General features: G+C 45.2%; 11 protein-coding genes and 1 tRNA gene. 9 read left to right on the forward strand and 3 right to left on the reverse strand.

The window, feature by feature from the left end; genetic code table 11:
• Positions 1–9: 9 nt before the first annotated feature.
• From GPK88_RS05680 to GPK88_RS05695, 4 genes are all read left to right on the forward strand, one after another.
• Positions 10–849 carry a carbohydrate ABC transporter permease gene (locus GPK88_RS05680; protein ID WP_148444982.1) on the forward strand — a complete coding sequence of 280 codons (840 nt, stop codon included), beginning with the start codon at positions 10–12 and terminating at the stop codon, positions 847–849.
• A 42-nt stretch (positions 850–891) separates the two neighbouring features.
• Positions 892–2,418 (forward strand): DUF5605 domain-containing protein, encoded by a 1,527-nt coding sequence (locus GPK88_RS05685; protein WP_173761811.1) that lies wholly within the window; start codon positions 892–894, stop codon positions 2,416–2,418.
• A 100-nt stretch (positions 2,419–2,518) separates the two neighbouring features.
• A complete protein-coding gene (locus GPK88_RS05690) occupies positions 2,519–3,547 on the forward strand; it encodes a LacI family DNA-binding transcriptional regulator (protein ID WP_173761812.1) in 1,029 nt (342 codons plus the stop codon).
• Between the two features lie 29 nt (positions 3,548–3,576).
• Complete coding sequence (locus GPK88_RS05695) at positions 3,577–4,599, forward strand: threonine aldolase family protein (protein WP_148444979.1); 1,023 nt, start codon at positions 3,577–3,579, stop codon at positions 4,597–4,599.
• 89 nt (positions 4,600–4,688) lie between these two features.
• Here the strand turns inward: GPK88_RS05695 and proC are convergent, their stop codons facing one another.
• From proC to GPK88_RS05710, 3 genes are all read right to left on the reverse strand, one after another.
• The gene (proC, locus tag GPK88_RS05700) at positions 4,689–5,483 is read right to left on the reverse strand and encodes a pyrroline-5-carboxylate reductase (protein WP_148444978.1); all 795 of its coding nucleotides are present in this window, start codon (positions 5,481–5,483) and stop codon (positions 4,689–4,691) included.
• A 70-nt stretch (positions 5,484–5,553) separates the two neighbouring features.
• Positions 5,554–5,624: transfer RNA gene (locus tag GPK88_RS05705), tRNA-Gly, on the reverse strand.
• Between the two features lie 46 nt (positions 5,625–5,670).
• Positions 5,671–6,123, reverse strand: coding sequence for a CYTH domain-containing protein (locus GPK88_RS05710; protein WP_148444977.1), 453 nt, complete (start codon positions 6,121–6,123; stop codon positions 5,671–5,673).
• 173 nt (positions 6,124–6,296) lie between these two features.
• Here GPK88_RS05710 and GPK88_RS05715 point away from each other — a divergent pair, with 173 nt between their 5' ends.
• The 5 genes from GPK88_RS05715 (at position 6,297) to lon (ending at position 12,677) form a co-directional block, all read left to right on the forward strand.
• A complete protein-coding gene (locus GPK88_RS05715; protein ID WP_173761884.1) occupies positions 6,297–6,863 on the forward strand; it encodes a DJ-1 family glyoxalase III in 567 nt (188 codons plus the stop codon).
• A 166-nt stretch (positions 6,864–7,029) separates the two neighbouring features.
• Positions 7,030–8,316 (forward strand): trigger factor, encoded by a 1,287-nt coding sequence (gene tig / locus GPK88_RS05720; RefSeq protein WP_173761813.1) that lies wholly within the window; start codon positions 7,030–7,032, stop codon positions 8,314–8,316.
• 24 nt (positions 8,317–8,340) lie between these two features.
• The gene (gene clpP, locus GPK88_RS05725) at positions 8,341–8,922 is read left to right on the forward strand and encodes an ATP-dependent Clp endopeptidase proteolytic subunit ClpP (protein WP_015527365.1); all 582 of its coding nucleotides are present in this window, start codon (positions 8,341–8,343) and stop codon (positions 8,920–8,922) included.
• A gap of 111 nt (positions 8,923–9,033) precedes the next feature.
• Positions 9,034–10,347: an ATP-dependent Clp protease ATP-binding subunit ClpX gene (gene clpX / locus GPK88_RS05730; RefSeq protein ID WP_173761814.1), complete on the forward strand. Its 1,314-nt coding sequence runs from the start codon at positions 9,034–9,036 to the stop codon at positions 10,345–10,347.
• Positions 10,348–10,364: 17 nt separating this feature from the next.
• Positions 10,365–12,677, forward strand: coding sequence for an endopeptidase La (gene lon, locus GPK88_RS05735; protein WP_148445160.1), 2,313 nt, complete (start codon positions 10,365–10,367; stop codon positions 12,675–12,677).
• Positions 12,678–12,688: the final 11 nt, after the last annotated feature.

A 12,688-nucleotide genomic window follows, 5' to 3' on the forward strand; every position in this document is an offset into this window, starting at 1 on the left:
GTGCAGACAATGGACGGAAAAAGTAAAAAAATTACAAAAAAAGTACTGCTGTATGTGCTTCTGATCATTCTGGCGCTGATCTGGATTGTACCGATTTTTACACTTGTTGCAACAGCACTGAAACATAAAAAAGATTTCATGAGCGGTCTAAGTCTGTTCCAGCTTCCTGCAGAGATTGCATGGGACAACTTTACAAATGCCATCACAAAAGGAAATCTTTTCAACTATATGAAAAATGACCTGATCATTTCCTGCCTGAAAGTACCGCTTGGTATCTTCGTAGGAGCGATGGCATCCTTCGCGCTGACACGACTGAACATCAAACATCGTGTGGGGATTTTTGTATTCTTTCTTATTGGTATGATGCTTCCAATGCAGACAGCACTGGTACCGATCAACATTATCTACAGCAAACTGAATCTTCTGAATACATATTTCGGATTATTCTATGTTTATATCGGATTTGGTATTTCCTACTGTATCCTGATCATGCGAGGTTTCATGCTAGGAATTCCGAAAGATATTGATGAAGCTGCATGTATTGACGGATGTAACAAATGGCAGCTCTTTTACAAGATTATCCTTCCGATCGCAAAACCGGCGATTGCAACACTGTTTATCACAGACTTCCTTTCCACTTGGAATGAGTACCTTCTGGCCAGTGTTATCATCAACGATAACACAATGAAGACAGTACCGGTTGGTATCATGACATTCGTTGGTGAGCACGGAACCGATTATGGTTATCTGTGTGCAGGTGTACTTGTTTCCGTTATCCCGGTTATGATTGTATACCTGATCTTCCAGAGATATTTTGTAGAAGGTATGGCCGGAGCAGTTAAATCCTGATACGGGCAGACGGCTTGATTACAGAAAGAAAGAGGGCGAATTATGAGTACTTGTAAATATACAGAATCTGTGGAAAAGTGGGGAACTTTTGAAGCAGAGATGCCAGGTAAACACGAGGGCAATCCGTTTACGGATTATGCAATTCAGGGAACCTTTAAAGGCAAAGAAGAGACAAAAACAATAGACGGTTTTTATGATGGAGACGGAATCTATCGCGTACGTTTCATGCCATCTTTTGAAGGCGATTATACATTTGAAATCAAAGGAAGCTTTTCTGATGAGGTGTATACAGGTGCATTCCATGTAACACCGGCAACAGAGGGAAACCACGGCCCGGTTCGTGTATCCTACACTTACCATATGGCATATGAAGATGGAAAACCATACTATTCTATCGGAACAACCTGCTATGTATGGGAACTTCAGAGCGAGGAACTTCAGAAACAGACACTGGAGACACTGGCAGATAGTGCATTCAACAAGATCCGTTTCTGTGTATTCCCGAAACACTATGATTATAACCTGAACGAGCCGATCAGCTATCCATATGAAGGAACTCCGATGGACAGTTCTGTACTGACATCTGAGAATTTCCAGGAATATGTTGGCTGTGCAGAAGGCAATAACTTCGATTACAAGAGATTCAACGTAAAACATTTCCAGCACATTGATGACTGTGTGAAAAAACTGATGGATCTTGGAATCCAGGCAGATATCATTGTAATGCATCCATATGACCGCTGGGGATTCAGCGAGATGAGTGCGGAGTGCGATGATCTTTACTGGAAATATCTCATTGCCAGAGTCAGTGCATACAGAAACGTATGGTGGTCCCTTGCCAATGAGTACGATCTTTTCCCGAAAAAGACAACAGAGGACTGGGAGCGTTACGCATCTATCATCCAGGAAAAAGATGTTTACAATCACCTTCGCTCCATCCACAACTGCAAGAGCTTTTATGATTATACAAGACCGTGGATCACTCACTGCAGCATCCAGAGACAGGATCTTTACAAATCTTCTGAGATGGTAAATGAGTGGCGTATCCGCTATAAGAAACCGGTAGTTCTGGATGAGATTGCTTACGAGGGAAATATCCAGCACGGATGGGGAAATATCAGCGGAAAAGAAATGACAAGACGTTTCTGGGAAGCATTCTGTCGAGGAGCTTATCCGGGACACGGCGAGACTTATATGAATGATGAGGGAATTCTCTGGTGGTCCCATGGAGGCAAGCTTCATGGAGAGAGCCCTGAGAGATTTAAGTTCCTTCAGAAGATCATGGAGGAGACTCCTGCACCAGGTCTTCGTCCTCTTGAAAATCAGTGGGATGAGGTTGGGGCATCTGTAGACAACAGTCTTCAGGATATTAAGTACTATATTTTCTATTACAGCTTTATGCGTCCGTCATTCCGTGAGTATCATATTGATGATGAAACAGAGTTTGAGGTAGAAGTAATCGATACATGGAACATGACCATCGAGAAAAAAGGAACCTTTAAAGGCAAGTTCCGGATCGACCTGCCGGGAAGAGAGTATATGGCTGTGCGTGTGCGCGAGGTTAAGTGATTTATGGGGAGCTGCCGGAGAGGCGGCTCCCTGCTTTATGTTGACAGGAAAACCAAAAGTGTTTAGAATCAAGGAGAAGTTTAAATCAAGAGGGATCAGAATGAAGATAAAGGCAGCAGATATAGCAAGAAATCTTAATCTTTCCAAGGCAACGGTATCCCTGGTTTTAAACAATAAACCAGGAGTCAGTGAGAAAACCCGACGAAGGATTTTTGATTATATTGAAGAGGTTACAGGAGAAGCAGAACGACAAAAAGAAGAAAAAAACAAGCAGGAATTAGAGAATAAAAATATCATCAAGGTACTTTTTATTGATAATGCTCTCAGATTCGTCAAGAATTTTGAATTGGATGTATGCCCGGATAGTCTGACGATATTTGAACAGGAAGCCAGAAGAATGGGCTGTATCATCAGTGTGACCTATGCTTCTTCCACAAAAAAAGAAGATGTGGAGCGCGTAGTGCGTGAGGCCAATGAGGAAAATGTGGCAGGTGTGATCCTGTATGCAACGGAGATGCAGCCGGATCAGTTTCCACCGTTTCGGGCGATCCGAAAGCCAATGGTGATTTATGATAATGATCTTGGAAATGAATATCATTGCGTTACCTTCGGTGGGGTGGAAGGAATCAGGGATTGTGTGGATTATCTGGTTTCCAGAGGCTGCCGGAATATCAAATATCTGGCCAATACCCAGAATATCTTTAATTTTCAGCAACGTCGTGCAGGATTCCGTGCAGGACTTCGGAAGAATGGCCTGCCGCTGGAGAAAGAGTCTATTTACTCGCTGGGAGAAACTACCAGTGAGGTATGTGAGGCAACACTGAAATATCTGGATACTCATGCACTGCCGGATGCCTTTATCATGGAAAATTATCAGATATCCATTGGAGTGATGCGTGCGTTACGGCAGAAGAAGATTTCGGTTCCGGAAGACATTTCTCTTCTGGGTGTGGATGAGATCCCGGATTATCTTACCGGAGATATCCTTCTTACCACACTTCGGATGGAGCATCTGGAACGTGCGCATGTAGCCATGCTTTTCCTGGAACAGGAGATGAAGGGAGCGATTTCCTGTAAATTCAAATCGTTTTCTACCTGTAAGATCATTCCGGGACAGACGGTCAAATAAAATGGAAATACAGATGAGGAGAAAATAAAATGTTATTTTTTGTAAACGATTATTGCGAGGGAGCTCATCCGGCGATCCTCCAGAAGCTTCTGGAAACCAATATGGAGAAGCTTTCAGGCTATGGCACGGACAAATACTGTGATTCTGCCAAGGAGAAGATCCGTAAAGCCTGTGGCTGCCCGGATGCAGAGGTGTTTTTCCTGGTGGGAGGAACCCAGACCAATGCCACGATCATAGGTTCTGTCCTGAACCGTTATGAAGGTGTTCTTGCGGCACAGACCGGACATGTAAGCTGTCATGAGGCAGGAGCTATTGAATATACAGGACATAAGGTACTGACACTTCCGGCAGAAAACGGGAAGATCAAAGCAGAAAGCATCACAGACTATGTGGAAACCTTTTACGGGGATGAAAGCCACGATCATATGGTATTTCCGGGAATGGTTTATATTTCCCATCCCACAGAGTACGGAACTCTTTATACGAAGAAAGAACTGGAAGAAATTTCAGAAGTATGCCATAAATACAATCTTCCGCTGTTTCTGGACGGAGCAAGACTTGGCTATGGCCTGGCAAGCCCGGAAACCGATGTGACACTGGAAGATATCGCCGGATACACCGATGTATTTTATATCGGCGGAACCAAGGTAGGAGCACTCTGCGGTGAGGCAGTTGTCTTTACGAAAAAAGCTCCGAAACATTTTATGACCATGGTGAAACAGCAGGGAGCCCTTCTGGCAAAAGGCCGTCTTCTGGGAATTCAGTTTGATACGCTGTTTACCGATGATCTGTATACAAAGATCAGCAAAAATGCCATTGAAACGGCTATGAAACTGAAAAAAGCCCTTCAGGAAAAAGGCTATCAGTTATATCTGGATTCTCCTACAAACCAGCAGTTTGTAGTTCTGGAAAATAAAAAGAAAGAAGAACTGGGCAAAAAAGTTCAGTTTGATTTCTGGGAGAAATATGATGAAGATCATACTGTGATCCGTTTTGCCACAAGTTGGGGAACGAAGATGGAAGATATTGATGCGTTGATTGAGCTGTTGTAACTCCTTCAGACATGAGATGAAAAACTCCGTGAAGCCTGCATGAGAGCAGACTGACACGGAGTTTTTGCTATCTGTAACTGTGTCAGATATTATAATTTTTTGCCTTTTTCCGCAGCAGCAGTAAGCGCCTCAAACACAGCACTGCGGAAACCATTCTTCTCCAGGGTACGAACTCCTTCGATAGTAGTTCCTGCCGGTGAGCAGACCATATCTTTCAGGTCACCTGGATGACGTCCGGTTTCCAGAACCATCTTCGCACTGCCAAGTACGGTCTGGGAAGCGAATTTGTAAGCCTGTTTACGGGGCATTCCCTGGCTTACAGCGGCATCTGCCATAGCTTCGATAAACATAAACACATAAGCCGGTGCACAGCCGCCTACAGCGCCTGCGGCATCCATCAGACGTTCCGGGATTACTTCGGTACAGCCGAAGCTGTCTGTGATCTTAAGGATTTCAGCCAGTTCGTCCTGAGAAACTCTTTCGTTGGCACATACGGCAGTCATGCCTTCGCCAACCTGTGCAGGAGTGTTAGGCATAAAACGGACAACTTTCAGAGGCAGACCAGCTTTTTCTTCCAGCCATGCAAGGGTCTTGCCAGGGGCGATGCCGATGATGGTGTGATCTTTGGTGAGGCTGTCGTGGACTTCACTCAGAACTTCCTCATAAAACTGAGGCTTTACGGCAAGAACGACAGTTTTTGCGGATCTGACTACTTCGTTGTTATCCAGAGTGGTCACAACGCCGAGATTTTTTTCACTGCGGGCTTTTCCCTCTGGGGTAAGGTTGGAAACGATGATCTCCTCTTTGGAAAAAATTCCCTGGCGGAGAATGCCGCCGATCATGGCAGAACCCATATTTCCGCATCCGATAAATCCAATCTTCATAATAAAATCCTCCTTAAAATCATTTATAAAAAAAGACACGCCTGACTCGCGTGCCCTCTTTGGCAATGAAAGCAGATAACGGGAATCGAACCCGCCTCCTCAGCTTGGGAAGCTGATGTTCTACCAATGAACTATATCTGCCTGCATCACTAATTATAGCACTGGAAATAAGAAATACAAGTGTGATTTACCAGCCCTGGCTCATGGTGCTGTTATGATATTTTGTAGAATAGGTTACATCTTCTCCGAACCAGTCCGGTGCAGTGTAGGCGTTGGCTGCGTCCTCTGTGGGAAATTCTACTTCAGCCAGAAGAACGCCCTCATATTTTCCGTGGAACACATCCAGTTCAATAAAAAGCCCGTCTTTTTCCGGGATTACATAACGGTCTTTTGTGATGAGGATTCCGTCTGCCTTGGGCTTCAGGTGTTCATAGGCCTCTGCTGTGAGTGGAAGATTGTACTCCTCGCGTGCCATCAGTCCTTTGGATTTATAAGTGAGAAAATAGTCATCGTCCTGTCTGCGGATGCGGACTACCGGCGAGGTACAGAGATAACCCTGCTCGATTCGATGACAGGGATAAGAAGCCAGGTTTTCCGGCAGATTTTCTTTTTCAATAAGAAATTTACGTTCAATTTCCATAACCGATTCCTCCTGCAAATATACTGCCCTCAGTTTACATGAAAAAAATATAATTTGCAACGGACTTACTCTGCAAATTTTCTTGACATTTTTTATAGAAAAAAGCATTATGAAAGGGAGTGAAAAAACCTCCGGACAGTACCGGAATAATATAAAAAGAAAGGACGGAAAACATTATGAGCAAAGTATATATTTTTTTCGCAGATGGTTTTGAAGATATCGAAGGACTGACAGTGGTAGATCTGATGCGGAGAGCCGGAATTGATATTCAGACAGTGTCTATTAAAGAGACAAAAGAGATTAAAACTTCCCATGGAATCCACCTCCTTACAGACCGTACATTCGGAGAATGTGATTTCTCTGATGCGGACATGCTGGTAATCCCGGGAGGAATGCCTGGAACAAAATATCTCGAGGAATACAAACCGCTGACAGATCTTCTCACCGGTTTTTACCAGAAAGGCGGAAAAGTGGCTGCTATCTGTGCCGCACCGGGAGTATTCGAGAGACTTGGCTTCCTGAAGGGCAGAAATGCTACTTCCTATCCATCTGTGATGGAGCAGCTTACAAGCGCAAAAACATCCCTGGAACCGGTTGTGGTAGATGGAAATGTAACCACCAGCAGAGGCCTTGGAACTGCTATTGATTTCAGCCTTTCTCTGATCCGTCAGCTGGAAGGAAGAGCGAAAGCAGAGGAAATCGCAGAGTCTGTGGTATATTCAACGGAGATTTTTTATTAAAAACAGGGAATTTACAGCCTGATAAGAGCGATGTATGATGAAAAAAATACTGGCGTTTTTACAGGGATTATGCTATACTACAGAAATGACTGTAAATATATAAAATGCGAGTGTTAACTATTTATATAAGGTATTTACTCGATATAATTAAGGAGGAACAAGAAACATGAGTTTACAGGTGGAAAAAATGGAGAAAAACATGGCGAAACTTACAATCGAGGTTTCCGCCGAGGATCTTGACAAAGCAATGCAGAATGCATATCAGAAAGCGAAAGGCAGAATTTCCATTCCGGGATTCCGTAAAGGAAAAGCTCCTAGAAAAATGATCGAGCAGATGTACGGCAAGGGTGTATTCCTTGAGGATGCTGCTAACGCTCTGATTCCTGAGCATTACAGCAAAGCACTTGCTGAGTGTGATCTTGAGATCGTTTCCCAGCCTAAGATCGATGTAACACAGGTTGAGCCTGGCAAACCATTTATCTTTACAGCAGAAGTAGCTACCAAACCAGAGGTAACTCTTGGCGACTATAAAGGACTTGAGGTTCCGAAGTCTGAGACAGAAGTAACAGACGAGGAAGTTGAGGCAGAGCTTAAGAAAGAGCAGGAGAAGAACTCCAGAACAATCACAGTTGAGGATCGTGCAGCTGAGAACGGCGACACAGCAACTATCGATTTCGAGGGCTTCGTAGACGGAGAGGCATTTGAGGGCGGTAAAGGAACAGACTATCCGCTGACACTTGGTTCCAACACATTCATCCCGGGATTCGAGGAGCAGCTTGTTGGTGCCAACACAGGTGATCACGTAGAAGTTAAAGTAACATTCCCAGAAGAGTATCAGGCAAAAGAGCTCGCTGGTAAAGAAGCTGTATTCCAGTGCGACGTTAAAAAGATCGAAGCAAAAGAGCTTCCGGAGCTTGACGATGATTTCGCTAAAGATGTATCTGAGTTTGATACACTTGCTGAGTACAAAGAAGACGTTAAGAAGAACCTGACAGAGAAGAAAGCAGAAGATGCTCGCCGTGCTAAAGAGGACGCAGCAGTAGATAAAGTAATCGAGAATGCCCAGATGGATATTCCGGAGGCAATGATCGAGACACAGACACGTCAGATGCTTGACGACTTCGCAAGAAGAATGCAGTCCCAGGGTCTTTCCATGGAGCAGTACTTCCAGTTCACAGGCCAGAGCGTTGACAAGATGATGGAAGACATGAAGCCACAGGCTCTTAAGAGAATCCAGACAAGACTTGTTCTTGAGAAGATCGCTGAGGTAGAGAACATCCAGCCAACAGAGGAAGAGGTTAACGAAGAGATCTCCAAGATGGCAGAGATGTACAAGATGGAAGCAGACAAATTAAAAGAACTCATCGGTGAGAACGAGATGGAGCAGATGAAGAAAGATATGGCTGTTCAGAAAGCTGTTACATTAGTTGCCGATGCAGCTGTAGAGGCGTAATAAACCTCGGAAATGGAGGGCAAAATGAGTTTAGTACCTTACGTCATTGAGCAGACCAGCAGAGGAGAAAGAAGTTACGATATCTATTCAAGACTTCTTAAGGACCGAATCATTTTCCTTGGAGAAGAGGTAAACGATGTCAGCGCGAACCTGATCGTTGCACAGCTTCTCTTCCTGGAAGCGGAAGATCCTTCCAAGGATATTCAGCTTTATATTAACAGCCCGGGCGGTTCTGTAACTGCCGGAATGGCAATCTACGATACAATGCAGTATATCAAGTGCGATGTATCTACTATCTGCCTTGGAATGGCAGCCAGCATGGGAGCTTTTCTCCTGTCCTCCGGTGCCAAAGGCAAGAGATACGCACTGCCGAATTCAACGATCATGATTCACCAGCCGTCAGGCGGTGCACAGGGGCAGGCTACAGAGATCCAGATCGTAGCTGACCAGATCGCAAAAACCAAAAAGAAGCTGAACGAGATTCTTTCTGCGAATACCGGACAGCCTCTTGAGATTGTGGAGAAGGATACTGACCGTGATAATTATATGACCGCGGAAGAAGCGAAGGCATATGGCCTGATCGATGGTGTTGTCATCCACAAATAATGCGTAAGAAAAGACTCCTGTAAAGACACAGGAGTCTTATCTTGCTTTAAAAAGGAATTTTAAATGTCTGCGAGAGACGGACATTTACGTTTAGAAAGGAAACAAAAAGATATGGCAGATAAAGTAAGAGAAGGAAAGGTAAGATGCTCCTTTTGCCATAAGACCCAGGATCAGGTACGAAAACTGATCGCAGGTCCGGATGGGGCATATATTTGTGATGAATGTATCGGTATCTGTTCCGAGATCATGGAAGAAGAATTCAATATGTATGATCATGAAGCAGATTACGAAACAGGGATCAACCTTCTGAAACCGGAAGAGATCCACAGTATCCTGGATGAATATGTCATTGGTCAGGACGATGCCAAGAAGGCACTTTCTGTGGCTGTTTACAATCATTACAAGAGAATTCTTGCTTCCAGAAATCTGGACGTTGAGCTGCAGAAGAGTAATATCCTGATGCTTGGTCCTACAGGTTCCGGTAAGACGCTTCTTGCACAGACACTGGCAAGACTTCTGAATGTTCCTTTTGCCATCGCAGATGCCACTACTCTCACAGAGGCAGGCTATGTTGGCGAGGATGTTGAGAATATTCTTCTGAAGATTATTCAGGCGGCAGATTATGATATTGAACGTGCACAGTACGGAATCATTTATATTGATGAGATCGACAAGATCACAAGAAAATCCGAGAATACATCCATTACCAGAGATGTGTCCGGTGAGGGCGTACAGCAGGCACTTCTGAAAATTCTGGAAGGAACCGTTGCAAGTGTGCCTCCACAGGGCGGAAGAAAACATCCACACCAGGAGTTTCTCCAGATTGATACTACCAATATTCTGTTCATTTGCGGTGGTGCTTTTGACGGATTGGAGAAAATCATTGAGGCCAGACAGGATACCAAATCCATCGGCTTCGGAGCAGAGGTTTCCGAGAAGGAAGACCGCAATGTAGGAGAAGTTCTGAAGGAAGTTATGCCGGAAGACTTTATCAAATTTGGTCTGATTCCGGAGTTTATCGGACGAGTTCCGGTTGTTGTGACACTGGATTCTCTGGATGAAGAGGCACTGATCCGCATCTTAAAAGAGCCTAAGAATTCCCTTACCAAGCAGTATGATAAGCTTTTTGAGCTGGACGGTGTGGAGCTTGAGTTCCAGGATGAGGCACTTGAGACAGTTGCCCGGAAATCTCTTGAGAGAAAAACAGGTGCCAGAGGACTTCGTGCCATCATGGAGCATACCCTGATGGATCTGATGTACAAGACACCTTCTGACGATACCATCCGCAAATGTATCGTCACAAAAGAGGCAGTGGAGGGAACCGGAGAGCCGGAGATCATCCACGGGGAGGCCAAAACTCCTGCCAAGAAAGCAGGACACAAAACATCCCGTTCGAGAAAGAAAGGCAAGCCGGAAACAGCTTGATGAAGGGAATGACATTCATGACAAATCAGGTCAATATATTGCCAATGATCGCTCTCAGGGGGACTACGGTCCTTCCGGAGATGATCGTACATTTTGATGTGAGCAGAGAGAAATCCATCCGTGCCGTGGAAGCAGCCATGCTTCATGACCAGAAGGTTTTTCTGCTGACACAGAAAGATCCTGAGGTGGAAACACCGGGACTTACCGATCTGTATCAGGTAGGTACCGTTGCCTATATTAAGCAGGTAGTGAAACTTCCGCAGGATCTTTACCGGGTTCTGGTAGAGGGACTGGACCGGGCGGAAGTCCTGAGTCTTGAGCAGGAAGAACCCTACCTGAAAGCGGAATGTGAGATCGTTACCGCACAGGAAGAGGATTATCCGGAGCCGGTCAAGGACGCCATGCTTCGCAGCATCCGGGAACTTTTCCAGAGATATTGCAGAGAAAGCGGAAAAGTAAGCAAGGATCTGGTAACACAGATTATGATGATCGAAGATGTTAGGGAGACCATCGACCAGATTTCTGTGAATCTTCCGATGTCCTATCAGAACAAGCAGAAACTTCTGGAAGCAGTGTCTCTGAATGACCGTTATGAGATCCTGGGTGCACTTCTTGGCAGTGAGATCGAAGTGATTCATATCACAAAAGATCTCCAGCGCAAGGTGAAATCCCACATTGATAAAAATCAGAGAGAGTATATCCTCCGTGAACAGCTCAAAACCATCCGTGAGGAGCTGGGTGAGGATAATACCGCAGATGATATCGAGGAGTTTAAGAAACAGCTGAAAGAGTTGGATGCATCCGATGAGGTAAAAGAGAAGATCTCCAAGGAGATCAGCCGTTTTAAAGGAATGGCAGCCAGTGCCGCAGAAGCAACCGTGCAGAGAGGCTATCTGGAAACCGTTCTTGCGCTTCCGTGGAATAAGAAATCCGAGGATTCCGAGGATCTTGAGAATGCATGGAAAGTGCTGGAAGAAGGCCACTACGGACTGAAAGAGGTTAAAGAGCGCATCATGGAATTTCTTGCGGTCCGGAAACTGACCCATAAGGGAAAGAGCCCGATCCTCTGTCTGGTGGGGCCTCCCGGAACCGGAAAAACTTCCATCGCACGTTCTGTGGCGGAAGCCATGAACAAGAAATACGTCCGTATCTGTCTTGGTGGTGTTCGTGATGAGGCGGAAATCCGTGGACACAGAAAAACTTACGTGGGCGCCATGCCTGGAAGGATCACGGTAGCACTGAAAGAAGTCGGAGTCAGCAATCCGCTGATGCTTCTTGACGAGATCGACAAAACCAGCAGTGACTATAAGGGAGATACCTCCGCGGCACTTCTGGAAGTCCTTGATCCGGAGCAGAACAGTAAGTTTAACGATCATTATGTAGAGATTCCTCAGGATCTTTCCGAGGTACTGTTTATCGCAACAGCCAATGATGTACAGGGGATTCCAAGGCCTCTTCTTGACCGTATGGAACTGATGGAAATTCCAGGATATACGGAGAATGAGAAGGAACATATCGCAAGGGAACATCTCATTCCGAAACAGATGGAGATCAATGGGATTCCGGAAGGAAAACTGGTGATCCAGCCGGCAGCTCTCGGCAAGCTGATCAACAACTATACCAAGGAAGCGGGAGTCCGTTCCCTGGAGCGGAATATCGGACGTATCTGCCGGAAGACAGCACGTGCCCTTATGGAAGAGGGCAAGGATAAAGTTGTGGTCACATCCAGAAATATTTCCAAATTCCTTGGAAAAGAACGCTACAACTATCTGATGGCCAATGAGAAAGATGAGATCGGAATCGCACGTGGTCTTGCCTGGACACAGGTAGGCGGTGATACCCTTCAGATTGAGGTCAACATCATGCCTGGAAAAGGAGAACTGCTTCTCACCGGACAGCTGGGCGATGTAATGAAAGAATCTGCTCAGGCCGGTATCAGTTATATCCGTTCCGTAGAAGATCAGTATAAGATCGATCCGGAATTTTTCCAGAAACATGATATGCATGTACATATCCCGGAAGGTGCCGTTCCAAAAGATGGCCCGTCTGCAGGTATAACCATGGCAACTGCCATGATGTCCGCAATTATCGAAAAACCGGTGCGGGCAGATCTTGCCATGACCGGTGAAATTACCTTAAGAGGCCGCGTGCTTCCAATTGGCGGACTGAAAGAGAAGCTGCTTGCAGCCAAATACGCAAAGATAAAAGAAGTCCTTGTTCCGGAAAAAAACCGTCCGGATATTGAGGAGATGGATAAAGAGATTATCCAGGGGCTGAATATCCAGTTTGTGGACAACATGAAAGAAGTTCTTGGTGAAGCTCTTGCATAGACAAAAACAGA

The organism is Blautia sp. MCC269 (genome assembly GCF_018785655.1).
Taxonomy (GTDB): domain Bacteria; phylum Bacillota; class Clostridia; order Lachnospirales; family Lachnospiraceae; genus Blautia_A.